This window comes from Francisella halioticida, from assembly GCF_002211785.1.
Lineage (GTDB): Bacteria > Pseudomonadota > Gammaproteobacteria > Francisellales > Francisellaceae > Francisella > Francisella halioticida.
Map to the genome: position 1 here is coordinate 751,446 of NZ_CP022132.1, position 26,593 is coordinate 778,038.

Below are 26,593 nucleotides of genomic sequence, written 5' to 3' on the forward strand. Positions count from 1 at the left end.
ACAATGTAACGCTATATATTATCAGCAAAACGCAAAATATTAAATAAATGAATAAAGTTAATAAATCTGCAGTTGTAAATTATAGTGCTGCACAAATGTATGATCTTGTAAATGATATTAAAAATTATCCAGAATTTTTGCCAATGTGCTATGACGTAGAGGTTTTTGAACATTCTGAAACAGAGGCAAAAGCATCTCTAAAGATTAAGTCTGGATTTGTTAAGTTAGATTTTGCTACACACAATACTATGGTAAGAAACGAGCATATTCATTTAAATATGATGAATGGACCTTTTAAAAGTTTGACAGGTGATTGGAAATTTGAACTTCAAGATGAGAAGTCATCTAAAGTTTCGTTAAATATGGAGTTTGTTTTTGAGAATAAATTTGTCGAAATGTCTCTTGGCCCAGTATTTCGTGGTTTAGCAGATAAAATGTTAGGAGCTTTTTGTAAGCGTGCGGAAGAGGTTTATAAATAGTGAAAGTAGAAGTTATCTATGCTTTACCTAATGAGCAAAAATCTTTTTTTGTAGAGTTTGAGAAGTCTATTACAGTAAGACAAGCAATTCAGCTGTCAAAAGTATCACATAAGTATTCAGAGCTAGAAAATTTAGAAGAGCTGAAAGTTGGTATTTATAGTGAAATAGTTGATTTAGATCATCCTGTAAAAGATAAAGATAGAATTGAAATATATAGAGATTTAATTATCGACCCTAAACAAGCTCGTATGTTAAGAGCCGAACAAAAACGTAAAAGAGAAGGCATAAGAGGCTTTGGAGCATAAAAAAGCTTTTCAACGCAAAAATAATTGTCTAGAAGGTTTTGATTATTTACAATATGGTTATTATTATGTGACGATTTGTACCAAAGATAGGATTAGTTTTTGTGAAATATCATCAAATGATCAGATGGTTTTGAATGATTGTGGAAAGATAGTTTTTGACGCGTTAAGAAATGTTCCTAAATTCTATGAGTATGTATCACTAGATGAGTTTATAGTTATGTTTAATCATATTCATGTAATAGTTATAATACAAAAAGATGGCATTAATGTAGGGACAGAACATTATTCTGTCCTATTCAATTCAGATAAAGATCTTATAGTAGCACATTGTGCTACCACTACAAATCGTATTAATTTATTTCAGATTATTAAATCTTATAAAAATATTTGTACAAAACAAACTAGAGAATATATAAAAGATAATCCAGCTAAATGGCGTTTAGATAAGTATAATTGTGAGAATCAATGTGAGTAGTAAAAAAATAGCTATTATTGGCGCTGGATTAGCAGGATGTTCATTAGCTTATGAGTTAGGTAAGTCAGATAGTTTTGATATAACTATATTTGATAAGAATTTCGAAATAGCAAATGAAGCATCAGGTAATTTTGCGGGGATATTAGAACCTTGTTTAACCTCAGATAATAACTTCTCAGATCAATTTCATACTTTAGGATACAAATTACTATTAGATTTTATAAATAAATATAGGGATGAAGTGGAAATCTGTAATCAAGGTGTATTACAAATACTAAGTGATGAGAAAGGTTTAAAAAGATATCAAAAAATATTCACTAAAAGAGATATTAATGCTAATTTAGCTCAGCTACTTTCTGATCAAGAGTTATCAAGGTTTATAAATAAAGATATCTCAACAAATGCAGTTTATTATCCTAATGCTTTATCTGTAGTACCTAAAAGCATTTGCCAGCTATGGTTAAAATTATCAGGTTCAAAATTAAAATTAGATACTGAGTTGTTAGATGTTAAAAAAACTTATGACGGGCTTTGGAAACTTGAGGTTAAAAATACTTTAGACATCGATCTAGAATCTCTGTCATTTGAAAGTATGAATTTTGATATTGTAATTTTTGCTGGTGGATATCAGCTATTTAAAAATATATCTTACCTACAAAAGATTCCAGTATACCCATCATATGGCCAATTAACTGTTATTGAGAACTATTTCGATATAGACAAAACTGTAGTTGATAAAGGTTATATTATCCCTGGCTATAAACAAAGTTTGCAAGTTATTGGTGCTACATTTAGAGATAATACTGATATTACTGGAGAAATTAGAGATGATGATGACAAATTTAATATTTCTCAAATAAAGCAGATATCTCTAAATAATTATGATGCAGATTTAAAAATAATTAATTCAAGAGTTACTATGAGGTGTGTAACTTCTGATCATCTACCTGTTATTGGTGAATTAGCTAAATATACTAGGTTTAAGCAAGATTTTTATAAACCGTTATCAAAAGGTTATCCTAAATCTAAGGTGCCAAGAGTCAAATATGAAGGAGGGTTATACTTATCATCTGGTTTTGGCTCTAAAGGAATGTGCTCATCTTTGATCTCAGCAAAAATAATATCTTCGAAGATATTAAATCAACAAAGTATAGTATCAGATAAGTTATTAGAAGCTCTATCACCACAAAGGTTTTGGGTTAGAAATTTTAAGAAAAGTTTAAAAGTCTAGTTTAGTCTTTATATTTAGTAATAATCATCTATAATTGCTTACTTCAAAATCTTATAATAAATTTATTCTGATATGAAAATTAAAATAAAGCTAATATTACTTTGGGTTGTTTTAGTTATGACTCTTGCAGGATGCTCTTTTAAATGGGAAGTTCCTATAAATAAAAGAGATCCATATGAAAAATATAATAGAAAAATATATAACTTTAATAATAAAGTTTATGAATTCCTGACGCCAGCAGCTAAAGTTTATGCTTTTGTAATGCCAAGTATTGTTCAAAATGGAATTTTTAATGTTTTTCAAAATCTTTATGAGCCTAGTAGGGTAGCAAATGATATATTTCAAGATCAATGGGGTTATGCTGGAGATGATAGTATGCGATTTGTGGCAAATACAACTCTTGGAATAGCAGGGATATTTGATGTTGCAAATAGTTGGTTTGGCTTGCAAATGCGTTATCATCAAGATTTTTCAACAACACTACATAAATGGGGAGTGTATAAAAAAGGTTATGCTTCACCATATATTGTATGGCCAATTTTCGGCCCAGGAACTGTAGAAAATTTAGCTGATAGTGTTGATGCAGCATTTAATCCTGTGACATACGTATTCCTTGTTCCTGGTATTGATACTTTTACATCCTATCTTATAAACTGGAGTATGTATGGACTATATTATACTAACCAGGGTGTCTCATATTTACCAGCATATTCGAATCTTCAGCAGTCATCATTAGATCCATATGTAGCATTAAGAAATGCATATTTGCAAAATTATGATTATAGTATGGCAAAAATATTAAAACAGAAACTTCCCCAAGCTGAATCAGCACAGCAAAATGACCAAGTTGTATTAAATATATTAGGAGTTAGTAATAAAAAGGCTAATTCAGAGGTTGCTTCAAGCGGCGAAAGCTTCGTAACAAACTCACAAAATGTACCCGTACTTAAGAGTAGCCTATCAAATGTAAATGATGCTGCAAAATTTTAGAGTATAATTGAAAGTAAAAAATATTCATAAGAGTTTCTTTAATCAATAAATTTTTGCTATATTTAAATATACTTGTAATAGAATTATATAGTTTCAATGAAAAAAATATTTGTAGCTTTTATGTCCTTGGTAATGCTATTGCCTAGCTTATTGGTAATTGCAGGTCCTGTACCTAGTGGGTATGATTTTGTACCTATACAAGAGGAAATGCAGGTTGCTCAACCAGTTGTACAAAGGCATGGAATGGTTTCCTCACAAGAGGCATTAGCAAGTATAGTAGGGTTACAAATACTCAAACAAGGTGGTAATACCGTAGATGCTGCTGTAGCTGTAGGCTTTGCTTTAGCAGTTACTTTGCCTAGGGCAGGGAATCTTGCAGGAGGAGGTTTTATGTTAATACATCTAAAAGACAAACATAAAACTATAGCTATAAACTATCGCGAGAAAGCTCCTTCTAAGGCTTCTAAAGATATGTTTCTTAATAAAAAAGGAGATGTTGATTATAGTAAAGTTTCTGGTTCTTATAGTGCATCGGGAGTTCCGGGAACTGTCGCTGGGTTAATTGATGCACAACAAAAATATGGTAAGCTAAAACTTGCTCAAGTAATAGCCCCAGCTATTAAATTAGCAAAGTATGGTATTCCAGTGAGTTATGATTTACATCAATCATTAATATCTGCTAAGCCTTGGTTAAAAAAATCTCCAGATGCAATGAGAATTTTTTACAAAAAAAATGGTTCTGTATATAAGGTAGGAGAAACATTAAAACAACCAGAGCTTGCTCATAGTTTAACGCTAATCGCAGAACAAGGCAAAAAAGCTTTTTATCAAGGCAAAATAGCTCATAAGATCGCTAAAAGTATGGCAAAAAATGGTGGGTTAATTACTTTAGAGGATCTTAGAAATTATAATGTTGAAGAAATGGCTCCAGTCAAAGGTACATATAGAGGTTATACAATATACTCTATGCCTCCTCCAAGTTCAGGTGGAGTTATTTTAATCGAACTTCTAAATATTTTAGAAAAATTCTCATTATCTGACTATGGTAATAATAGTGCTAAAACTATTAATCTTATGAGTAATGCTATGAGCTATGCTTATAATGATCGTAATTCAGATTTGGGTGATCCAGATTTTGTAAAAATGGATTTAGCCAAATTTTTATCTAAAAGATATGCTAAGGGAATAGCTAAAAAAATAAATACTAATAAGCATATCCCTAGTAAAGATATTAGTACTGTTGATCCAGATAATCGTGAAAAATTACAAACTACACAGTTTAGTGTTGTAGATAAAGACGGCAATATGGTATCAAATACGTATACACTAAACTATTCTTATGGTAGTGGTATTATTGTGCCAGGCACCGGGATATTTTTGAATAATGAAATGGATGATTTTGCAGCTAAAGTCGGCGTGGCAAATGTTTTTGGATTAATTCAAGGAGAAGCTAATACTGTCGCACCAAATAAGCGACCTTTAAGCTCTATGACGCCAACAATAGTGTTGGATAAAGATGGTAATCCATTCTTAGCTACAGGTTCTCCTGGAGGAAGTCGTATTATTACAACAACTCTACAAGTGATCTTAAATCTAATTGATTATAATATGAATTTACAATCAGCAGTTAATAACCCTCGTGTGCATAGTCAACTATGGCCAGAAGAGTTAGGTGTAGAACAAGGTATATCTGTGGATACAATCAACTTACTTAAGAAGATGGGAAATAATGTCGTACCATATGCAGCTATGGGTGCTGCTGAATCTGTAGGCTCAGATGGTAAATATGTATATGGTGCTGCAGACCCTCGTAGAGCGAGTGCTTTAGCAGTGGGATATTAAGGATTAATTTTTATTTACTCTTCTTTTTTTGGAGGTGCTGAGCTTCCAGCAAGAATTCCTCCATCAACATTTAATTCAATACCTGTAACATATTTTGATTCATCAGAAGTTAAGTATAATGCTGGATAAAAGCAAGGAATGAAAATATTTTATAAAGTGGTATTGAATAACAGGGACAGTTTATTGAGTACCATGGTTGGTATAGTTGTAGCAATAGTTTTATATCTAATTTTTGATCAAGCAAGATTTGTTTTTTATTGGGCTTTTATATGTATTCCAGTTATTTTTATAGTTGGTTTTTTGCCTGTAATATTTACAAAAATTATAAATAATAGAAATAATATATTTCAAACTCATGCTAAATAGTCATTAAAACTCATATAAGTTTTATATAGTTACCATATTTTGAAGAAAAAGAGTTTATGTAGTAGAAGTAGATAAGTTAAGAATTTATTCAAAACTATATTCTATTGATCAATTGCTCTTTAGAGAGTTTAAGCAAAGTTAAAGTATTTAACTGGCACAATGTACTATCTAGACAGTATATTATTTATCTTTCAGGTAATATTGAGATAGAAGTTAGCAGTAGAGAGGTAAGTTTATTTAAGCAAGGAGATATTTTGTTAGCAAGTGATTAAGTAGAGAAGGCATATTTTGTGAGTGATAGAAGTTAGAGATTATTATTTCTGTTTTGGTTTATAATATTTAGGTTTAAACTTTATACCGTATTTTACATTCATCCACATTCTACTTATGAAGCTTTGCATTTTGGCATCATGAATATTTAATACATACATTTTTTTAATCATTGCATCAGTAGGTCTGATATTTGTATCATCAAACATTTTGCTCATGTATTTTTCATTCTGTGTTACACCATTTGGTTGATATATGTAATTACTATTTTGTGCAGATACATAAGGATCTAAAATGTAGTTCATTAAAGTGTAAGATTTATTTAGATCTTTAGCTCCTTTAGGAATCATTAGCATATCAAACCAAATATTTGTACCTTCTTTCGGAATCACATAAGCAAGAGTTACATTAGTGTTGATCTTCTTAGCTCTTTGAACTGAGCGAACGACATCGCCAGAATATCCCATAACTAGACATAGGTTACCTGCAGTGAAGTCATTTTGATATTTGTTACTATCAAAATATTTAATATAAGGGCGAATGTTTTTGATAATATCTAAAGCGGCTTTTTCATATTCAGCTTTGCTATTTGTATTTGGATTAATCCCATGATAGTAAAAATAGTTACCAAATATTTGCTCAGGTTCATCAAGAAGAGAAACTCCACATTTAGAAATTTGTTTTAGATATTTTTTGTTAAAAATGTATTTCCAACTATTAGGAACAACTCCCTTACCTAAGCGCTCTTCAATTTTTTGCTTATTGTAAGCTAGGCCAGTAGTTCCATAGCTATAGACAACAGCATATTTGTTACCAGGATCATTTATTTCAGAAATTTTGTCATAGATAGCTTTATTACGATATTTTAAATTTGGTAATTTTGATTTATCCAATTTTATAAGGGCTTTTGATGCGATCTCACTATTTAAATAAAGTGCACCTTGCTCAATAAGATCAAAACCAGACGATCCAGTCATGACTTTTGCTCTAGTCATATTATCATCAGATGTATAAATATACTTTACTCTAGTATTAGAAAGTTTTGAGAAGCATGGAATTATATCTGGTGATATATAGTCTGCCCAGTTTGTAAAATTAAGAAAGGTTGTATTTTTTGTTGGAGTGATGGGATTCTTAAGTATTTTATTACTACAAATATAAGAACTATCATCAGCATAGCATAAGCTTGTAATACTTAAGAAAGCACCAATAGCAAAAAGCTTTAGTTTCATAAAAGTAAAGGTAACTGTGGTTGTTATAAAATTATTTTAAGTATATACTAAAGCGCGTTATTTTCTAAAGAAAAAATAAGCAATGGAACAGATCGTAAGTAGTAAAAAATTTGGCCTAATAAGACTAGTAATGATAAATATCGTTGCGGTAGATAGCTTAAGAAATATTTCTATAACAGCTCAAGCAGGGTGGATAGTTGTCACTTTTTATATATTAGCTGGGATTTTCTTTTTAATCCCTTGTGCATTATTGACCGCTGAAATGTCTACTGGCTCATCACAAGAGACCGGTGGTGTTTATATATGGGTCAAAAAAGCATTTGGTAAAAGACTAGGTTTTCTTGTTATTTGGCTCCAGTGGGTTTATAACTTAGTATGGTTTCCTTCCATCTGTGGTTTTTTTGCGGGGGTTATAGCATATATAATAGCCCCTTTCACAGGCCAGCAAGCAAATGAGTTAGTTGCTAATCCATGGTATATGATATCAATGAGCCTGGTAATGTTTTGGAGCGCTACAGCTATTAACTTATTTGGAGTTAAAACATCAAGTACAATAAGTACATTAGGGGCAGCTATTGGTACGCTATTACCGATGTTTTTGATTATTATAATAGCTATAATATGGTCGCTATCACATAGTTCAGAGATTATGCCACCAAGTATTTATAGCTTTATTCCTTCAGGAAATAATATAAGTAGTTGGGGTTTGTTTATAACTGTGATGTTTAGTCTGTTTGGTCTTGAGATGAGTGCTATACACGCTGCTAATGTAAGAAATGCTAAGAAGAATTTTCCAAGAGCATTATTAATCTCGGGTTCTGTTATTCTAGGGTCACTTATTTTATCAAATATCGCTGTGATATTAGTGAGTAATCAGTTACAAATGGGTGATGTTGATATTGTGACTGGGTTAATGGTCTCTTTTCACTATTTCTTTAGTCAAATCAATATGCCATGGATGACTTATATTATAGCTATTACATTAATATTTGGTGCTTTTACAACAACATCAGCTTGGATTATGGGATTATCACGAGCATTTATGGTTGTTAGTAATGATAATATTTTGCCGCAGATTTTTGGTAGGACTAATAAAAATGATGCTCCAGATACAATGCTGATTACTCAAGCATTAGTATTTACAGTATTTTGTTTTTCATATATTTTTATGCCATCAGTAAATGAGGCGTATTGGTACCTTAGTGATTTAACCGCACAGCTGGCTGTAATGGCTTATATCTTAATGTTTATAACTGCTGTTAAACTTAAGCTTAGCCAACCTTTACAAGCTGGTCAATATGAGATTTTTAGAGGGGCTTTAGGTACAGTAATTATGTCATTACTAGGATGTTTAGGGTGTGTTACAGCTATAATTGTTGGTTTTATTCCTATAGATAGGGTAGATATGTCAGTATTTAAGTTTGATATGTTATTGATAATAGGGATAGTAATAGCATTAATTATTCCAGCAATTATTACAATAAAAAAGGATATATAGTTTAATAAAGTATTCTTTAAAAATTTAAATATATTCAAAAATTTCTTAAAACTGTTAAAATACTAACAGTTTTAAATTAGCTTTTATATTAAATGGTTTTAAAAACTATAAAAAACTGGTACAGAGATAGATACCAAAATAATGAACCAATAGTATTTATTGGTTTGATGCTGTTTTTTTATCTAGTATTAACTTTCCTAGGTAATTATATTGCACCTATCTTGGCAGCACTTGTTATTGCTTATTTGCTTGATACATTTGTCAATATCCTATATAAAGTAACTAAGATAAATCGACTTGTACTTGTCTATTTTGCTTATATAATTTTCTTAATTGTCTTATTTTCTGTAATTTTTGTGCTATTACCTATTATAGTTAATCAGATGATTGACTTTATAAAACAAGCTTCACATACCCTTTCGAGTTTAAAAATAAGTCTGGAGCATTTATCTCAACAATATCCTAAATTATTAACTGTTGATATAATTAATTCAATAGTTAGCTGGTTTGATACTATTGACTGGAAAAAGATAAGCTCAAGTATTGGATCTTTTATTCTACAAAATACAGCCACAACATTACCTATAATATTTTCTGCTCTTATATATTTGTTTTTAGTGCCTTTGATGGTGTTTTACTTCCTTAAAGATAAAGATAAAATTATAAGTTGGTTTAATTCATTTTTACCTGAAGATAATCATGCTTTATTTTTTGTGTGGAATGATTTAAAGCCTAAACTTGCTGATTATGTAAGAGGTAAAGCAATAGAATTTATTATTGTTTCAATTGCTACATATCTTGGTTTTGCATATTTTAATCTTAACTACTCAATTCTTTTAGCCTTTGGTGTTGGATTATCTGTAATTATTCCATATGTTGGTATGGTGATGATTACTATACCTGTAATTATGGTTGGGATACTACAATATGGAATCAGTATAACTTTAGTTTGGATGCTTATAGTATTTTTTATTATCCAAGCTTTAGATGGTAATTTGCTGGTACCATTATTATTTTCAGAAATTCTAAATATGCACCCAGTAGGCGTTGTTTCTGCAATATTAATATTTGGTGGAATGTGGGGATTATGGGGAGTGTTTTTTGCGATACCTCTAGGTTTACTTTTCATTTCAGGAGTAAATATGTTTAGAAATCACCAAAAATGCAAAAAAGATCCTGCCAAGATAAACTTATGCTAATTAAACAACGAGCATTTAGCCAAGAAGTTTTAGATTACTTATTAGATAGTCAATATGATGGTTTTTTAGCTAAACTTATTGCTGGTAGAGTAAGTGATCTAAATAATATAAACTTGGTCTTAAATGGGGCTATAAAAGATTTATCATCACCATTTTTATTCAAAGATATTGATAAAGCAGTAGATAGGCTTTATGTTGCTTTACAAAATAATGAAGTTATAGGTTTAGAGACAGACCATGATTGTGATGGTCAGACCTCTCATGCTATCTTTCATGACTCATTAACAAAAGTTTTTGGATATCCTAAAGATAATATTCGTTCTTATATTGGTCATAGGATGAAAGAGGGTTACGGTTTATCAGAATCTTTAATGAATAGGATTTTAACTGATGACATTCGACCTAGTTTGATAATAACAGCCGATAATGGTTCAACAGATGAACCTAGAATAGCTGTGCTTAAACAAAATAGTATAGATACAATTGTGACAGATCATCATGGCATACCACCAGAAGGAGCTCCTAAAAGTGCTGTAGCTGTACTTAACCCTACTCAAGAAGGCTGTGATTATCCTGATAAGGCAATTGCTGGGTGTATGGTTGCTTGGCTTTTTATGGCTGCTTTACGAAGAAAATATATTCAAAACTATAAACCAGTATCTAAGTCGTATGGTTTGAGTAACTTATTAGATTTTGTCGCTATTGGTACAGTTGCAGACTGTGTAAGTATGGCAAATAGCTATAATAATCGTATAGTCACAAAGTTAGGTATCGAACAACTAAAAGAAAATGATCGTTTATGTTGGGACTTTATTGATAGAGATAGAATATGTAGTGAATACATCGGTTTTAGCATAGCTCCTATTTTAAATAGTGATGGTAGAGTTTCTGATGCACTTGGCTCAGTAAGCTTTTTGCTAGAAGAAGATGATGAGAGAATTGAAAATACTTTTAACAACCTTAAAAATCAAAATAACCAGCGTAAAGAAATTCAAAAACAAATTACGCAAGAAGCTATCGCTCAAGCAAGTGATTTAGACAATAGCAAAAAATCTTTATGTATACTGCTTGAAAATGGTCATTCAGGTATTCATGGTATCTCTGCAAGTAGGCTAAAAGAGATGTTTGGTAAGCCTATAATAATATTTTCTCAAACACAAAATAATCCTAATTTAATATCAGGATCAGCACGAAGTATTGATGATATTCATATTAAAGAAGTATTGGATAATATAGCAAGTCTAGATCCTAATTTGATGATTAAGTATGGTGGGCATAAAGGTGCAGCAGGATTAACTATTAAGTATAAAGATTTTGCTAAATTCTATGATCTTTTTGAAATGCAAGTTAGTAATCTTGTAAATAAGAATAGTATAACGTTAGAGCCTTGCATAGAGTATGATTTTGAGCTTGAAATTGATGATTTTAATTTAGATACTTTGATAAAAATAGAATCTTTGGAGCCATATGGTAGAGAATTTGAGAAGCCAGTTTTTTGTAATGATTTTACTGTAGAGAATTTTCGTTTAGTTGGTAAAGATAAAAATCATGCACAATTGGTTTTATGCTATAAAGATACAGTATCTATAAAATCAATATGGTTTAATGCTATTGATAATGCCGTAGTGGAAGAGATATCTATAGGAGATACTGTCAAAGCTTGTTATCAGTTGCAGAAAGAAGAGTTTCTTGGGCAAGTTAATTTATCTCTAAATATAAAAATAGTTGAGAAGATTATTTAGACAAGTTCATTTAAATTTTGGCGTTATTACAGTAAATATTTTCATTTCATAAAAATATTTATTCTATTTTAGAAAACTATTATCCTTTACTTTTTTAATATTGCTACAGGTACTTTTTATTAGCTCTCTATCAAAGTCATAGCATTCATCTTTGTTTATTTTGTGATTATTATCAGATATAAAGCAAGTTTTTTTAAGTTTAGGGTATACATAATATGTCCCTTTAGGAGTATATAATAATTTGCCTTTTTGTTTTTTTCTTTGATTAGTTTAAAATATGAGCTTTAGAGTCATTTTGTGCTTGTTCATAGGCAGAGCTAATAGGCGTTATAACAAAAATAATAGGCATAAATATGAATATAAATAGACAAATTAAACTAAAAAGTTGTAAGAGAATTAACAAACAGTATTTAATGCTAAAAATATTTTGACTTTTATCAATGTTTATTGCTTTTATTGTTCCATTAAATATGAGTATATAGCCTACTATCTCAATAAAAATTACACAAATCAATGCTAGTGACGATTTGAAAGCATTTGTTACAGTAATATTTAGTACTGTAATTAGGCCTCTATAAAGTAAATGTGCATTAGAGTATAAATTTATAGTGAAACTATTTATTCCAAAAATATCAAAAGATTTAAGCCAATATTGATATCCTGATAAAAGAAGAAGTACCGCGAATATAGATATAAAAATAGATATGGCAAGGGAGCTTGATTTTTTTATAAAAATAACCCCCATAAATCATTAATATTATATTTATTCTCTACTATAGGATTATATTCAGATCTTTGGTGATCTTTAGAAAAATTACGTAATTTTTCTAAAAACCAATATAATATTTTGAATATAACGTGTATTATAAGTCCAATAAATATTGCGCATATAGTAATAATTAAATAGGTGTTAAGCACAGTTAATAAATCATTTTTTAACTTGTATTTTAAATTATGAAGAATCAATAGAAAAAGTAAAGATGAAAAATCATAAACATATACAAGAAAAACTTATTCATAAAATAAATGATATAAGTATAGAATATTTTGAGACAATAGGTTCAACTAATGATTATCTTTTAGAGAAAAAGTTTACTTCGAAATACCATTTTTGTTATGCAGATATTCAAACAAAAGCTAGAGGTAGAAGGGGTGATATATGGGTGTCTGAGAATAAAGATAACATTTATGCTACTCTTGGTTTTCATTATGGTTTTAATATTTCAAAAAATTCTCTTAAAAGTATTAAGATAGCTCTAGGTGTTTTGTTGGCTATTAAGAAGTATATAGTTCCAGAACAGAAAAAATATCTAAAAATAAAACTGCCTAATGATATTTATTTTAAAGATCAAAAACTCGCAGGTATTTTAATAGAGACAAAGAATCTTAGAAAAGATAGTTTTGATATTGTTATAGGTGTGGGTATAAATGTTAATATGTTTAATTTAGATGAAAATATTGATCGAGAATGGACATCATTAGCAATTATAAATAATAAGAAAATAGATTCATCACAACTTATTATTAGCTTAGTAAAGCAAATAATATCTTTATTTAAGATCAGTGATGATGAAGCCTTGATAGAGCTATCTAAATATGATTACACTTTAGATAAGAAAATAACCTTTAATTATGATAATCAACTAATTGAAGGGGTCGCTAAGGGTGTTTCAAGATATTTTAAATTAAATATTTTAAGTAGCAGTCAAATATTTGAATTTGAGTTAGCAAGTGTGAGTAAAATTAGAGTAGTAAAATGAGTTTAGAAAATATTCAAAAGCGAGCAGAATACCTTGCTAAAATTCGTGACTATTTTAAAAAGCTAGATGTGCTAGAAGTAGATACTCCATTAGCCTATAATTATGGTGTGACAGATCCATTTATTGATGTTTTTGCTATAGATACTGCTGCTGGTAAACGATATTTACAAAGTTCACCTGAGTACGCCATGAAAAGATTGCTTGCTGCAGGTAGTGGGAGTATTTATCAAATATGTAAAGCGTTTCGAGATGAGCCATGTGGGCAATATCATAATCATGAGTTTACAATGATAGAATGGTATAGAGTAGGTATAAACTATTTTGATTTAATGAAAGAAATTGAACTTCTTTTTTTAGCAGTTAAACCAAACTTACAATTTACTTATTTAAGTTACCAAGAGGTTTTTGAGAAGTATTATAATTTTAACCCTCATACTATTTCTTTAGATGAGTTAAACGGTATTGTTGAGAAAAATCTATACAAGATTCAAGGTTTAAAAAATCCAAGTATAGCTGACTGTTTGGATATACTTTTTAGCTACAAGATTGAGAAAAAACTTAATAACCAAAATACCATATATTTTATATATGATTATACGATTTATCAGTCATCATTAGCTAGAAAAGTGTCTAATAAAAATAATCAACAAGTTGCTGCAAGGTTTGAAGTTTTTTATGATGGTATTGAGCTTGCTAATGGGTATTATGAACTTATAGATAAAAAAGAGCAGCTAAAGCGCTTTGAAAGTGATTTAGCTATTCGAAAAGAGCAGAGAAAAGCGACTTTAAATATTGATACAGAACTTTTAGAGTGTTTAGAAAATATTCCTGAATGCTCAGGGATTGCTTTAGGGTTTGATAGGTTGTTGATGAGTTTAGAAAATATTAAGAATATAGAAGAGCTTTCTATTTTCTTGTAGTAATTATCCAAATGAAACATAAAGTATTATTGATTCTATATTAAATATAGATTTTGATACTGGAATTTATTTCTGCTATTTAATTTAATTGTGTTTATGTATTAATATCACTAGACTTTTATTTAATTTTTCTTAAAAAAATATGGTGCATAAACTATATTCTAACTCTTCAAAACTAGTTTTTATTTGTCTGTTCTTAATATTTTTAAATTCGGTAGTTCAAATGATTACAGTTTTGGGAACTTTATTTTTACATAATTTAGGTTTTTATAATGTCCCCAGAAAAAGCTACTGATTTTAGAAAGATTTTTATTCCTAGATGTTAAACTTAACTAGATAAATTAGGAAATAGATAAATGAGTAAAAAAAGAGTAACGTATACAGCTGATTTTAAAGCTAAAGTAATTATAGAATTGCTAGAAGGCGATATGACAGTTAATGAGATAGCAAGTAAGTATGATTTACTTCCTAAAAACGTGCATAATTGGAAGCAGCAATTTTTATCTAATGCTTGCTTAGCATTTGATAAAAGCTCTATTGTTAAGGAGTATAAGCAGGAAATAGATGAGCTTAGAAAAGATAAAGATGCAACAAGTAAAAAACTAGTCGAGGTAATAGTAGAGAGGGATTTTTTAATGGGAAAGCTAAAAAGCTTGGTATCATCAAATGATAGAGTAAACTCTGTAGATACTAAGCTAGAATTATCTTTAAATAATCAGCTTAAACTATTATCTGTATCTAAGAGTGTGTACTATTATACACCAATATCAAAATTTAGTAGTAATGATGATATTAAACTATTAAATGCAATAGATTTGATACATACTAAACATCCATATTATGGTACGAGAAGTCTAGTAAAGTTGCTAAATAGATTAGGATTTCTAGTTGGAAGGAAGCTAATCAAAAGTGCTATGGAATTCATGGGTATTAAGGCATTGTATCCTAAAAAAAAGACAACTGTCATTAATAAGCAACACAAGAAATATCCATACTTACTTAATGTATTTAAAAATGAGACGAATCAGGTTGTTATAGATAAAGCTAATAAGGTATGGAGTGCTGATATCACGTATATTAGACTAGAATGTGGGTATGCATATTTAGTAGCCATAATAGATTGGCATAGCAAGAAAACACTAGCTTGGAAGATTTCTAATACTATGGATACACATCTAACAACTAGTGTGTTAAAAGAAGCGTTATTTAAATATGGTAAACCTGATATCTTTAACTCTGATCAAGGAACTCAATATACAGCAAAAGAGCATATTAAAATATTATCTGATAATAAAATAAATATATCTATGGATGCTAAAGGAAGATCTATAGATAATATTGCAATTGAGAGATTTTGGAGAACACTGAAATATGAAAATGTTTATCCGGCATCATATATAACTATGAAAGAGGCTAAAGTAGGTATCAAAGAATATATTGATATTTACAACAATGAAAGACTACATTCTAGTATTGGATATATGACTCCTGATGAAGTATATTCTGGTATTTTAGATGCTGCATAAAAGCAAGGAATAAAAATATTTTGTAAAGTGGTATTGAATAACAGGGATAGTTTGTACTAAATCAAAATAAGACAACTTATACTATTTTTTTAGAGAGTTACGCATCGATTTCTGTTAAAAATATTTACCTTTTATTTGCTTTAAATGGTTTAATTATTATCTTTTTTCAGATTCCATTGAGTTATATTTTTAATAAATTATCCTATGCAATGGCTTGTCTCTATGGAGTGTTATTTTTAACTGTGGGTATAGGAATGACAACAATTATAAATAATTTTTCTTTAGCTATTCTTTCATGTGTTTTATGGACTATTGGGGAGATGGTATTATATCCTCCTTTGTTACTTTATATACTTAGCTCAAGTAAATATTCTAAAGGAAAAACTATGGGGATTTATCAAGTTTTTTATTCTATTGGTTCTTTAATGGCACCTCTCTTGGGCACTCTTGTTTATGAATATTCTCCAAGAATATTATGGAATATGTCTTTAGTCTTTGGAGTAATATGTGGAGATATATTTTTATTTATTTATCGAATTAAAGATTACTGAATTAGTAAGCTTAAAAATTTTTTCAGTTGTTGTAAATGTTATTTTATAAGTTTAATAAAGCCATATAGTTTAAGTATTTTAATTAGAGTGATTTAAAATTGTTATAGGATTTATTGCAAATTCCACATTTAAAGAGTTAAGTTTTTTAGCTATTGCTAATAATATATCATCTTGAGTATTAATAAAATTAGTAAAAAATACTTTATTTACCATAGCGTAAATTTGTATATTAATACCATTTGAACCAAAACTACCTTCTGATCTATTACCAATCATGCTGTTACCAGATGCTAGATATACAGCAATTGTTTTAGCTTGATCTATATCTGGGTGAGATTTAAGTATAGATAGTATTTCTTGCTTAATTAACTTGACTTTTTCAATATATTTATAATCAATAGTAATATATTGGATTATACGTCTATGAGTACGCCGTGATGTTGTGGTTATACAAGTATTGAGAAATATAGAGTTTGGTATATGCATAGGAGTTGTTTCATAGCTATCTATTTGAGTGGTTAGAATACCAATTTTCTTGATTGTACCACTAAATTTTGTCGATGAATTTATATCAGAGGATATAATATCACCTTCTGAGTATTTACGGTTAAATATAACAAATAGTCCACCAAACAGATTTGTAAGAAGAGTACTTTGTGATAACGTTAGCCCTGCGATAGCGACACCACTAAAAGCTCCTAATGCTGTAGGAGGAACTCGAATATTAAGATAATAGAGATAACTATAGCACCTAACTCCATAGCCTTAAATATAGCATTTATATCCCTAAAGTCATCATAGCCATTTTATTTTCTTGTTTTTTCTTTTCAATAAAAATTTGTTTAGTTTTATATAGAAACTTAAACAGGCTAATTATAATTGCTAAATAAATACAAAAGTTAAAAATCTTATCAGAATAAGGAATTATTAAGCTTTTGTAATTAGGTAAATATGCAATTACAGGTAAATCTATACATGTTTTTATAAAGTATGCCCATATTACGAGATATAATATAAGACTTAAAAATTTTATAAGTGAGAACTTTAAAGTATTATTATGTCTCATTATAACTAAGCTACTTAGGAGAAATATTGCTAGACTAGCAACCAAACATATTAAAAAATCTATAAATAAGATATAAGTAGGAGAGTAATTTTCTACTCTTAGAAGTATATTATTTAAAACATTCATAATTCTACTAATTTTTAACTATTATGAATAATATTAATCTATTTTAGAGTAGAGTTATATATTTAGAAAAAATAAATATTTATATAGATTTTTATTGTTTAGTAGGTATTTTAATACTAGACGCGCTTGAGTCAGAGGTGCCACCAATAACCATATTGTTTATATTAGCTGTAGCAGGGGGGGGCGCAGCTAGCGATGATGTATGTACATTAGCATTAGATTTAGAAGTTTCAGAACCTATAGTATGGCTACTTGAATCAGCTATTTTGGTGGTATTAGAAGTCACGTCATTAGTTGAGTTTTCCTGAGTAGTAGTGGTGGAGCCATTGTTTGAAGTTTTGGAGCTTATAGTACTGCCTGAGTTAATTGTTTTAGTAGCATTAGAAGAAACTACACCAGTTGAATCTATTTTATTAGAGGTGATAGCATTATTATTATCTATAGTTATAGGTTTTTGTTGCTCTCCAAAATTATTTTTATTATATTCAATTGGAGTATAAATGATAGATGATTTTGAAACTTGAGGATTTGAACTAGCAGTATCAATCTTTTCTCTAACTTGTTTAACAACTAATACAACTATAGCAATTATAATTATTATTATTGCTAGCCTATTTATATAATCAAAAGCTTTGAGTTTCCCATAACGAGACTTTTTATAGTATAAGATATCAACTTTATTTAGGATTGATACTATCTTCTTCTCAGAAATTTTAAGATATTCACAATACCTCCTAATTTGATTTTTAAGTAAGCTACTAGAGCTTTGTAATAAGGTATCATTATCTGCTTCTTCTATAATTTGAATAGTATCTTCAGATAAGTTAATAGCATCAGCAATAGTATTACGTTTGAGTTCTTCAGACTCGCGAGTACTTTTAATAAAAGATTGAAAATTATGCATATCAATTAGAAGTTTAAAATTAGTTACTTGTATGCATTATATAAGAAAATGATAGAAAATTAAATGTAGATGTTTAAAGTAGGGTTTAACTATTTAGATTTATTTTTTTGTTCTAACATTTTCTCTAAGAAATGAATGTTAGTTCCACCTTTAATAAAGTGTTCATTATTAAGGATCTCTTGGTGTAATGGTATATTTGTTTTAATACCATTAATAACCATTTCTTCAATAGCTGCACGCATTTTTTGTAGAGCTGTTTCTCTATCATGTCCACGAACAATTACCTTTGCAATCATTGAATCATAGTTTGGTGGTACTGTATATCCAGAATAGATATGTGAATCAACACGTACTCTAGGACCAGCAGGTGGATGATACATCTCAATTTTTCCAGGTGAAGGAATCATTTTCTCTGGATCTTCAGCATTAATTCTACACTCAATCGCATGACCAATAATAGATAGGTCTTCTTGTTTCCAGCTTAAACCTTGACCACTAGCAACTTTAATTTGTTCTTTGATAAGATCAGTTGATGTAATATCTTCTGTAACAGGATGTTCAACCTGAATTCTTGTGTTCATCTCAATGAAGTAGAATTCGCCATTTTCATATAAAAATTCAAATGTACCTGCACCACGATATTTTAAAATCTTACAAGCACTAACACATTGCTCACCAATGCGTTTTCTTTGTTCATCTGTAAGTCCTATTGCTGGAGCCTCTTCGATGACTTTTTGGTGTCTTCTTTGGGTTGAGCAGTCTCTCTCAAATAGATATACAGCATTTCCTTGACCATCACCAAATACTTGAATCTCAATATGACGAGGGTTTTCTAGGAATTTCTCCATATATACCATATCATTATTGAAAGCTATTCTTGCTTCACTCTTAGTTAATGAGATAGAGCTTACTAAATCCTCTTTCTTCCTAACAATACTCATACCACGGCCACCACCACCACCAGCAGCTTTGATAATAACTGGATAACCAATTTGTTCGGCAATTTCTAGGTTTTTCTTGTCATCATTACCTAAAGAACCTCCAGAACCTGGAACACAAGGTACACCAGCTTTTTTCATGTATTTGATAGCTTCTACTTTATCACCCATAACTTCAATGCTTTCTGCACGAGGACCAATAAATATAAAGCCACTTTCTTCAACAGCTTTAGCAAATTGAGCATTTTCTGACAAGAAACCATAACCAGGATGTATTGCATCAGCATTTGTAATTTCAGCGGCCGTAATAATTGCTTGAATATTTAAATAGCTAAGGTTAGGTGCAGCCGGACCAATACATACTGCTTCATCGGCTAATTTAACATGCATAAGATCAGCATCAGCAACAGAATATACAGCTACAGTTTTAATTCCTAACTCTCTACAAGCTCTTAAAATCCTAAGAGCTATTTCACCTCTATTGGCAATTAGTACTTTTTTAATCATTCTCGATTACCTTCAAAATTTATAATTTATTTACGAAATTTTATTCTCTAAGTAATATTACTCGATTATAAACAGAGGTTGATCAAACTGGATAGCATCACCGTCTTTAGCAAGAACTTTAACTATTTTTCCAGATTTTTCTGCTTCAATTTTGTTCATGATCTTCATTGCTTCGATAATACATAATACATCACCTTGCTTAACTTCCTGTCCTTCTTTAACATATACAGCAGCATCTGGTGAAGGAGCGCCATAGAAAGTACCAACCATAGGAGATTTTATTTCTTCGCCATTAACTTCTTGTTTTTCCTCTGTCTGTGGCGCTGCAGTAGTCACTGAAACAGGTGTACCACTAGCAGTTGGTGCTGCGACAGTTGGTGCTGAAACAACGCTTGTTATAGCTGTGTCATTCTTTGTCATAAAGATGCTTGAACCGCCATCTTTAACTTTAATTTCTCTAATGTCATTTGATTTAAGAATTTCAGCTACTTTGTCAATTGCTTTTAATAAATCCATAGTTTTTTAATCTCCTTTCATATTAATGTAGTTTATTGCTTCTATTAAAGCTAGTGTATAACCATTTGCACCAAATCCAAATATACACCCATAAGCTATGTCCGATAGAAGCGACTTAGCTCTAAATTCTTCTCTATTATATATATTAGATAAATGTATTTCAATAAAAGGCTTTCTTGTAGCCAAGAAAGCATCTCTTATTGCAACACTAGTATGTGTGTATGCAGCAGGGTTTATAATTATTATTTTTGCAGTAGTTCCATGTATTTTATCAATAATTTCACCTTCATGATTACTTTGAAAAAAATCTATAGAATAGTTGTTTTTATTAGCAAGACTACTTAGATCTTTATTTATATCTTTTAGAGTTTTGTGACCATAAGTTTCTGGTTCTCTAGAACCAAGTAGATTAAGATTTGGACCATTAATTACTAAAATGCTCATATTAGATGTCCTTGTAACTTTTTTTTGCTTTAACTGAATATTTTTGATCTGTTTCTATACAATAGCATGTTAGCTTGCCACCAAAAACGCAGCCTGTATCTAAGGCTATCATATTGTCACATTTTGTTTCTCCTTTGATAGCTGCCCAGTGACCAAAAACAATTTTATAAAAAGGTTTGAGTTTCTTGTGCTTAATTTTGAACCATGGCTTAAAGTCATCCGGAATTTTATCTAGGGTGGAGCTAAATTTTAGGTTCAACCTACCTTCTTTATCAATAGTTCTCATTCTTGTGAAATAATTAAGAATACATAACCATCTTTCAATGCCTTCAAATTTTTTGTTCCATTGCTTGTTTTCATCATTAAATAAATTAGCTAATAGAAGTCTTCTAGTAGTTTCATTTTTTAAAACAAATTCTACTTCATTAGCCCGTTTAATGGCTTTTTTAGGAGACCATATGTGAGGAATGCCAGCATGAGTTATAAAAACATTATCAAATTTTATTAAAAGTTTTTGATTACAAAGCCATTCTTGTATTTGTTTTAAGTTATTAGCCTTAATAAGGTCATCAAAAGTATCTTTATTATTTAATGGTAAATAGTTGTAGCTAACTGCTAGAAATAGTATTTCATGATTACCTAAAATAGTTTGAGCATTATCTCCTAAGGACATTATAAAGTTTATAGTTTCTAGAGATTTAGGACCCTTGTTTATTATATCGCCGGCAAAAATTAATTTATCTTTTTGTTTATAGAAATTTATTTTATGTAAAAGCTGTTGCAGCTCATCGTAACAGCCTTGTACGTCGCCAATAACATATGTAGCCATTTTTTAATACCTTAACTTAAAAAGTTTGCTAAACAAACAAACTCATCAACGCTTAAATTTTCTGCCCTTAATTTAGTGTTAATCGGCAAGGTGTCTGAGTCAATGTTTTTATTTTTTAATATATCATTTAAGTTATTATGCAAGGTTTTTCTGCGTTGCGCAAAACTTTGTTTGACCATTTTTTCAAAAAAAGCATAATCTTTTAAAAAGCTTTTATTATTTTTGGGTTTTAGTCTAAGAATAGCAGAGTCAACTTTAGGTTGTGGGTAAAAAACTTCTGGAGGTACTTTAAGTACCATATTGCAGTCAAAATGATATTGTAAAATTACAGATAATCTACCATAAGACTTGTTATTTGGAGAAGATACTATTCGCTCAACTACCTCTTTCTGTAACATGAAATGAGCATCTATAATCATGTTGCTAATTTCAATAGTTTTAAATAAAATAGGAGATGAAATATTATAAGGAAGGTTGCCTATTAGTTTAACTTTCTCTGAAGGAATTTTATTTATATTAAATTTTAGAAAATCTTCATTATATACATTAGGTTTACCATATATCTCACAATTTTCAATCAAAGTGTTAATAACGCTAGAGTCAAATTCAACTACATTTACATTAGAACATGCGCTTAACAAATGTCTTGTTAGAGCTCCCAGTCCAGGGCCTATTTCTAAGACAATATTATGTTTTTTTATATTTGCTAATTTGACAATTTTTTGAATAATATTTTCATCTTGAAGAAAGTTCTGTCCCAAGAATTTTTTAGCTTTTGTCTTATATTGCATTTTAATAGAGCTCAGGTGTTTTTAAATTTTTTTGTAAGATTTCTATGTAAGCATCATCTTTTATTGATGTTAACCATGTTTTATAAATTTCTTGAGCTTTATTAGCAAAAATAGCCTCTAAAGCTTTTTGCTCTTCAAGCTCTTTAACGGCATCATATTCTTTAACTTTCGTATATTTGATGATTATCCATGTTTTTGCATCTGCCTGAAATGCTTCTGAAAGCTCTCCTTTTTTTAGTTGTCCTAATTGGGCAAAAGCAGCTGGAGGTAAAGAAGGAGGTGTATCTAATCCTGAAACCCATTTAAAATTTCCGTTTGCATGACTATAGTTTTGATTATATTTTTCGGCAACTTTTGAAAAAGCTTGACCACTTTGAATAGCAAGTCTAGCTCTATCAAGAGCATCTTTAGCACCTTTTGCAGTCATTCCATTACTTAGTTTAATTTCAATTGCATATACATAATATTTTTTTATGTTTTTACTTAGTATTGGGGCATATTCATCTAGATTATCAATATAAATCATTTGTAGAGTGTGATTAACAACAAAGGGTTGTGAAACCTGATGATCTTTTAGATTTTTTACATGATTTTTATACATCTCTGGTATTGATTCAAATTTTATTTGTTGGCTTAGTTGACCACCAGAACTAGCATTAGGAGCTTGAGAAAATTGTTTTGTCATTTCAGAGAAATCAATAAGCCCTTTATTTACAGCAGTAGCAAGTTTTTTAAATTGTTCAATCTTTCTTTTACGAGCTCTTTGTGAATCTGGTAAAGCTATTATAAAATTGTTTAAGGTATAAATTTTGATAGGTTGCATTTCTCTATCAAATTCTTCTTGGTGTTTCTTTATATATTTTTGTACTTCTTCTGGTGAAACATATACTTGCTGAGAGATGGCTTGTTTCTGCAGTTGATTTACCATAAGTTGTTTTCTAATTCTATCTTTATAGCTATCAAAAGACATTCCAGCTGCCTCTATATTTAGTTTTAATGACTCTTCAGAAATTCCATTTTTAGCAGCAATATCTCTAATCGTGTTGTCAATTTGGGCATCAGATACACTGATATTGTTCTGTTGAGCAAGTTGTATTAGTACAGCTTGAGCTATTAGGCTTTGTAGAGCTTTTCTTTTTAATTTAAGAGATGCAGGGGTTAAGTTAGGGTTGATACCTTGTGCAGCCTGAAGTTTAGCAACTTCTTCATTTAGCTCGAAAGAGGTTATTGGTTTGTTATTTACTATAGCTACAGTTTTGTTTATTAGTTGCTTACTATTTGGTGATTGTGTTGGTTGATTAAGAGTACTATTATTTGCTCCAGGACCAAAGGCATTTTGAAATAAGCTTGATGAAATATCGCAATAACTGCTAGTAAATATTGTTATAGATAATATAAGAATAAGTACTTTTTTCATTATGTGCCTACCCCCCATTCTCCGGATTGGTAACCATTAATTTGGTTTAATCTAGAGGCTAGATTAGTTGCTCCAGCACCCCCAATACCCTTAAGTTCAAATTCTAGTAGGTAAGTATTTGTTAAGCTACCTAGAGCTTGGGTATTATTGGGATCTTCATTAGTGTAAGCTGTGGCTTGCCATAGTGCTCTAATAGCCCAAGATTTGGCGTTATATTGTAATCCTGCAAATACGTTTGAGGTTTTAGCTTGTTTGAAGTTATAGTTCCACAAGGCAGTAAGTCCCCAATGATCAGTAATGTTTAGTATTGTTGATAGAGTAATAGTTTCTTGAGATGGAGGGGGGATGCCCTGGTTTATCTGTTGTTGAGTTATAGCATTCCAGTCTCTATCAATATTGTTAAAAGAAATATTAAATATGTTCTCATTATCATCTTTGTATGAAAGCTGATAAACCTGATAGTCAAATTTTTCACTTTGTAGGCGATAGTTTATCTGTGCGGATAAATAAACATGTTTCATTATTTGGAATTCAAATGAAGACATTATTGGTGAGAAAGTATCGTTTGCATATGGATCTAATTTTAATGGATCACAACCAGGTTGTCCTTGACATAAACTAACTCGCCTATCATCAAAAAACATCATTTGACCTATTTTTGCCGATGCAACTGTACTACCGTCTGCTTGATTAGTTGTTGATGCTTCTAAAGCATATGTAAGCTGGTTTGCGTTATTAATTCTATCCCAGCCTGTGAAACGGTTAACCTGGAACATTTGCATATACTGCTCATTTTGTTGTGATGTATCAAATAATGGGATGTTTGACTGGTCTTGATATGGTATATAGGTATAGAATAGACGAGGTCTTAATGTTCCTGTATAAGCACCATCACTAGTTGTATAATCATGATCAAAATAAGCACTGGCATCTATATTAAATATAGGTAGGACGCTAGTCACAGAGTTTTGGTTAAACTTAACTATATCTGTATCTTTATTGTTCAACTGATAATAACGAATAGGAAGGGCTATTGAGGTATCTACCGAGCTCCAACTATTAGAAAAAATACCATCTATTTTGGGAACCTCAACAGACCTAAAGCCATTAACATTTGTACCTTGAGCAGAGCTTACTAATGGTTGTACAACCCCTTGTGCTTTATAGAAGAATGTATTAAGTGTGTCCAGGCTTACTTTTAGGTAATCTGGAGTATAACCATCTGATGTTATATTAAATTTAACTTCAGGAAGCTTTCCATAAGGTATATTAGCTAAGTCAATATTCGAGTTTACTACGCCATAGTCTAGAACTGTAACACTTGAATCAATATTGTCATTTGTATAGCTTATGTCAAACTCTCTGTCTAATAGTGTTTTTGTAACTAAGTTGACGTTACCTGCAGAGAAGTCATTATAGTACTGAGAATCACTTATATAGTCATATTGTAAGTTTGTCGTTATACCGTTTTCAAAATCGCCTTTACTTGATAGTGAGAATGCTCCTCGCATTTTCTGCGCTTTGAAATCATAAGGTACAATAGATCCTTCAAATTGGTTTTGAGTGTATTCTGACTTGTAACGGAATGTCCCATCTTCCATTAAACCTCTATCTGTCCAAAATATAGTGTTTAAAAGCAGATCGTAGTTTGGCGCTAGGTTAAAGTAATAAGGAACTGATAAAGCAAGACCTGAGTTACCATTTTGAGCAAAACTAGGCATTAAAAAGCCTGATCGTCTTTTATCATTTATTGGGTGAGAAAAGTATGGTAAATACATTACAGGAACATTTTCAATCTTAAAAAAACCACCTTTAACGTACGCCATTCCTTCTTTAGTATCTATGTCAATGTTCTTACCAGTTATTTTCCATGCGTTGTCATAAGGTCCGCCAGATGTGATATAACCATCTGTTAAAATTAGGTTATTAGCATCTTCTTTTTTAAAACTTTTTGCATAACCTCTTAAATATCCACTAAAATTCTCTTTATTATAAATACGTGTGTCAGGAGCCTCTCGAGCCATTCTGAAATAAGTTTCTCCAGCACTAAAAGTACCATCATTAACATTAGTATCTAATTCTTTTGTACGTAAAACAATGCCTGTTGATGGCTGTCTTGCAATTACATCACCAGTCATTACTAGTGATTTTATTGAGCTTCTGTCAGCATTAAAATTAACTATGGCATTGTTTCCATAAAGCTCCTGGTCGCATTGTAATACCTCTACATTTCCAGAGGCAATTAATGTTCCATCGGTATCATATTCGGCATTTTCGTAAGAAACATCAGTTCTTTTTGATTCACATAATGCTTTAGTAAACTGGCTATCATTACTGTAATATCCACCGATCAAATATTCGGGCTTGTTTACCCAGCTTAAGTCATCAGCTAGAGCCTTTTCTTTTTGAGCAGGTTTTAATTCTTTATTAAAGAGATTCTTTGGTTTTTTAGAGCGTTGGCATGACCATTGGCCATCAACAACGTCACATTTCCAGTCCTCTTTAATAGGGTTGTTATCAAGAATACGTGCAGCATTAGCTTGCACTGCACATAAAACAGTACCAAAGCATATCAATAAATACTTACGAATCCCCTTTAGCATATTTGATCTTTGATAGTCCTAATTTTATTGAGTTTCTAAAAATAATCATGGTATTATATCCACATT

23 protein-coding genes and 1 pseudogene are annotated in these 26,593 nt (G+C 30.3%); 14 read left to right on the forward strand and 10 right to left on the reverse strand.

Features of this window, described 5'->3' with window-relative positions:
- The first annotated feature begins 47 nt into the window (after positions 1–47).
- The 7 genes from CDV26_RS04155 to CDV26_RS11985 all read left to right on the forward strand — a co-directional run bounded on the left by CDV26_RS04155 (position 48) and on the right by CDV26_RS11985 (position 5,688).
- Positions 48–479 (forward strand): type II toxin-antitoxin system RatA family toxin, encoded by a 432-nt coding sequence (locus CDV26_RS04155; protein ID WP_088772217.1) that lies wholly within the window; start codon positions 48–50, stop codon positions 477–479.
- The gene (locus CDV26_RS04160; RefSeq protein ID WP_088772218.1) at positions 479–784 is read left to right on the forward strand and encodes an RnfH family protein; all 306 of its coding nucleotides are present in this window, start codon (positions 479–481) and stop codon (positions 782–784) included. The genes CDV26_RS04155 and CDV26_RS04160 overlap by 1 nt, the downstream gene beginning before the upstream one ends.
- Positions 774–1,259, forward strand: a complete 486-nt coding sequence (locus CDV26_RS04165; RefSeq protein WP_088772219.1) for a hypothetical protein — start codon at positions 774–776, stop codon at positions 1,257–1,259. The genes CDV26_RS04160 and CDV26_RS04165 overlap by 11 nt, the downstream gene beginning before the upstream one ends.
- A complete protein-coding gene (gene mnmC1, locus CDV26_RS04170; protein ID WP_169709712.1) occupies positions 1,252–2,490 on the forward strand; it encodes an FAD-dependent 5-carboxymethylaminomethyl-2-thiouridine(34) oxidoreductase MnmC1 in 1,239 nt (412 codons plus the stop codon). The genes CDV26_RS04165 and mnmC1 overlap by 8 nt, the downstream gene beginning before the upstream one ends.
- Positions 2,491–2,562: 72 nt before the next feature.
- Entirely contained in the window at positions 2,563–3,480 is a 918-nt protein-coding gene (locus tag CDV26_RS04175; RefSeq protein WP_088772220.1) for an MlaA family lipoprotein, read from the forward strand.
- 96 nt (positions 3,481–3,576) lie between these two features.
- Entirely contained in the window at positions 3,577–5,322 is a 1,746-nt protein-coding gene (ggt, locus tag CDV26_RS04180) for a gamma-glutamyltransferase (RefSeq protein WP_157671446.1), read from the forward strand.
- A 183-nt stretch (positions 5,323–5,505) separates the two neighbouring features.
- A complete protein-coding gene (locus tag CDV26_RS11985; protein WP_157671448.1) occupies positions 5,506–5,688 on the forward strand; it encodes a hypothetical protein in 183 nt (60 codons plus the stop codon).
- 314 nt (positions 5,689–6,002) lie between these two features.
- Here CDV26_RS11985 and CDV26_RS04185 read toward each other — a convergent pair whose 3' ends face one another.
- Positions 6,003–7,190, reverse strand: coding sequence for a polyamine ABC transporter substrate-binding protein (locus CDV26_RS04185; RefSeq protein ID WP_088772221.1), 1,188 nt, complete (start codon positions 7,188–7,190; stop codon positions 6,003–6,005).
- An 82-nt stretch (positions 7,191–7,272) separates the two neighbouring features.
- On the opposite strand from CDV26_RS04185, the gene CDV26_RS04190 reads away from it, so the two are divergent.
- From CDV26_RS04190 to CDV26_RS04225, 7 genes are all read left to right on the forward strand, one after another.
- On the forward strand, positions 7,273–8,688 hold the full coding sequence (locus CDV26_RS04190) for an APC family permease (RefSeq protein WP_088772222.1): 1,416 nt from the start codon (positions 7,273–7,275) through the stop codon (positions 8,686–8,688).
- Between the two features lie 92 nt (positions 8,689–8,780).
- Positions 8,781–9,887, forward strand: a complete 1,107-nt coding sequence (locus tag CDV26_RS04195) for an AI-2E family transporter (protein ID WP_088772223.1) — start codon at positions 8,781–8,783, stop codon at positions 9,885–9,887.
- Complete coding sequence (gene recJ, locus CDV26_RS04200) at positions 9,881–11,629, forward strand: single-stranded-DNA-specific exonuclease RecJ (protein ID WP_088773447.1); 1,749 nt, start codon at positions 9,881–9,883, stop codon at positions 11,627–11,629. The genes CDV26_RS04195 and recJ overlap by 7 nt, the downstream gene beginning before the upstream one ends.
- 980 nt (positions 11,630–12,609) lie before the next feature.
- The gene (locus tag CDV26_RS04210) at positions 12,610–13,389 is read left to right on the forward strand and encodes a biotin--[acetyl-CoA-carboxylase] ligase (protein WP_088772225.1); all 780 of its coding nucleotides are present in this window, start codon (positions 12,610–12,612) and stop codon (positions 13,387–13,389) included.
- Positions 13,386–14,309, forward strand: a complete 924-nt coding sequence (gene epmA, locus CDV26_RS04215; RefSeq protein WP_088772226.1) for an EF-P lysine aminoacylase EpmA — start codon at positions 13,386–13,388, stop codon at positions 14,307–14,309. Before CDV26_RS04210 ends, epmA begins: the two co-directional genes overlap by 4 nt.
- A 356-nt stretch (positions 14,310–14,665) precedes the next feature.
- On the forward strand, positions 14,666–15,835 hold the full coding sequence (locus CDV26_RS04220) for an IS3 family transposase (protein ID WP_088772227.1): 1,170 nt from the start codon (positions 14,666–14,668) through the stop codon (positions 15,833–15,835).
- Positions 15,836–16,011: 176 nt separating this feature from the next.
- Positions 16,012–16,386 (forward strand): MFS transporter, encoded by a 375-nt coding sequence (locus CDV26_RS04225; protein ID WP_338029160.1) that lies wholly within the window; start codon positions 16,012–16,014, stop codon positions 16,384–16,386.
- 78 nt (positions 16,387–16,464) lie between these two features.
- On the opposite strand, the pseudogene CDV26_RS13815 reads toward CDV26_RS04225, so the two are convergent.
- The 9 genes and pseudogenes from CDV26_RS13815 to CDV26_RS04270 all read right to left on the reverse strand — a co-directional run bounded on the left by CDV26_RS13815 (position 16,465) and on the right by CDV26_RS04270 (position 26,527).
- A pseudogene (locus CDV26_RS13815) lies at positions 16,465–17,578 on the reverse strand (mechanosensitive ion channel family protein).
- Positions 17,579–17,669: 91 nt separating this feature from the next.
- Positions 17,670–18,482, reverse strand: coding sequence for a helix-turn-helix domain-containing protein (locus CDV26_RS04235; protein ID WP_088772229.1), 813 nt, complete (start codon positions 18,480–18,482; stop codon positions 17,670–17,672).
- Between the two features lie 89 nt (positions 18,483–18,571).
- Complete coding sequence (gene accC, locus CDV26_RS04240; RefSeq protein ID WP_088772230.1) at positions 18,572–19,927, reverse strand: acetyl-CoA carboxylase biotin carboxylase subunit; 1,356 nt, start codon at positions 19,925–19,927, stop codon at positions 18,572–18,574.
- Between the two features lie 57 nt (positions 19,928–19,984).
- Positions 19,985–20,443 carry an acetyl-CoA carboxylase biotin carboxyl carrier protein gene (gene accB / locus CDV26_RS04245; RefSeq protein ID WP_088772231.1) on the reverse strand — a complete coding sequence of 153 codons (459 nt, stop codon included), beginning with the start codon at positions 20,441–20,443 and terminating at the stop codon, positions 19,985–19,987.
- Positions 20,444–20,449: 6 nt separating this feature from the next.
- Positions 20,450–20,887: a type II 3-dehydroquinate dehydratase gene (aroQ, locus tag CDV26_RS04250; RefSeq protein WP_088772232.1), complete on the reverse strand. Its 438-nt coding sequence runs from the start codon at positions 20,885–20,887 to the stop codon at positions 20,450–20,452.
- A gap of 1 nt (position 20,888) precedes the next feature.
- Positions 20,889–21,716 (reverse strand): symmetrical bis(5'-nucleosyl)-tetraphosphatase, encoded by an 828-nt coding sequence (locus CDV26_RS04255; RefSeq protein ID WP_088772233.1) that lies wholly within the window; start codon positions 21,714–21,716, stop codon positions 20,889–20,891.
- A gap of 11 nt (positions 21,717–21,727) precedes the next feature.
- Entirely contained in the window at positions 21,728–22,507 is a 780-nt protein-coding gene (gene rsmA / locus CDV26_RS04260; protein ID WP_088772234.1) for a 16S rRNA (adenine(1518)-N(6)/adenine(1519)-N(6))-dimethyltransferase RsmA, read from the reverse strand.
- 1 nt (position 22,508) lies between these two features.
- Positions 22,509–23,924 (reverse strand): SurA N-terminal domain-containing protein, encoded by a 1,416-nt coding sequence (locus tag CDV26_RS04265; protein ID WP_088772235.1) that lies wholly within the window; start codon positions 23,922–23,924, stop codon positions 22,509–22,511.
- Positions 23,924–26,527, reverse strand: coding sequence for an LPS-assembly protein LptD (locus CDV26_RS04270; protein WP_088772236.1), 2,604 nt, complete (start codon positions 26,525–26,527; stop codon positions 23,924–23,926). The genes CDV26_RS04265 and CDV26_RS04270 overlap by 1 nt, the downstream gene beginning before the upstream one ends.
- Positions 26,528–26,593 lie beyond the last annotated feature (66 nt).

Bases quoted from the DNA above. Each gene is read 5' to 3' on its own strand.
- CDV26_RS04185 (WP_088772221.1), bottom strand. From the start codon at position 7,190: ATGAAACTAAAGCTTTTTGCTATTGGTGCTTTCTTAAGTATTACAAGC.
- CDV26_RS04190 (WP_088772222.1), top strand. From the start codon at position 7,273: ATGGAACAGATCGTAAGTAGTAAAAAATTTGGCCTAATAAGACTAGTA.
- accB (WP_088772231.1), bottom strand. From the start codon at position 20,443: ATGGATTTATTAAAAGCAATTGACAAAGTAGCTGAAATTCTTAAATCA.
- aroQ (WP_088772232.1), bottom strand. From the start codon at position 20,887: ATGAGCATTTTAGTAATTAATGGTCCAAATCTTAATCTACTTGGTTCT.
- ggt (WP_157671446.1), top strand. From the start codon at position 3,577: ATGAAAAAAATATTTGTAGCTTTTATGTCCTTGGTAATGCTATTGCCT.
- accC (WP_088772230.1), bottom strand. From the start codon at position 19,927: ATGATTAAAAAAGTACTAATTGCCAATAGAGGTGAAATAGCTCTTAGG.
- CDV26_RS04220 (WP_088772227.1), top strand. From the start codon at position 14,666: ATGAGTAAAAAAAGAGTAACGTATACAGCTGATTTTAAAGCTAAAGTA.
- CDV26_RS04255 (WP_088772233.1), bottom strand. From the start codon at position 21,716: ATGGCTACATATGTTATTGGCGACGTACAAGGCTGTTACGATGAGCTG.
- CDV26_RS04175 (WP_088772220.1), top strand. From the start codon at position 2,563: ATGAAAATTAAAATAAAGCTAATATTACTTTGGGTTGTTTTAGTTATG.
- epmA (WP_088772226.1), top strand. From the start codon at position 13,386: ATGAGTTTAGAAAATATTCAAAAGCGAGCAGAATACCTTGCTAAAATT.
- recJ (WP_088773447.1), top strand. From the start codon at position 9,881: ATGCTAATTAAACAACGAGCATTTAGCCAAGAAGTTTTAGATTACTTA.
- CDV26_RS04210 (WP_088772225.1), top strand. From the start codon at position 12,610: ATGAAAAATCATAAACATATACAAGAAAAACTTATTCATAAAATAAAT.
- CDV26_RS04155 (WP_088772217.1), top strand. From the start codon at position 48: ATGAATAAAGTTAATAAATCTGCAGTTGTAAATTATAGTGCTGCACAA.
- CDV26_RS04265 (WP_088772235.1), bottom strand. From the start codon at position 23,924: ATGAAAAAAGTACTTATTCTTATATTATCTATAACAATATTTACTAGC.
- CDV26_RS04270 (WP_088772236.1), bottom strand. From the start codon at position 26,527: ATGCTAAAGGGGATTCGTAAGTATTTATTGATATGCTTTGGTACTGTT.
- CDV26_RS04195 (WP_088772223.1), top strand. From the start codon at position 8,781: ATGGTTTTAAAAACTATAAAAAACTGGTACAGAGATAGATACCAAAAT.
- CDV26_RS04235 (WP_088772229.1), bottom strand. From the start codon at position 18,482: ATGCATAATTTTCAATCTTTTATTAAAAGTACTCGCGAGTCTGAAGAA.
- rsmA (WP_088772234.1), bottom strand. From the start codon at position 22,507: ATGCAATATAAGACAAAAGCTAAAAAATTCTTGGGACAGAACTTTCTT.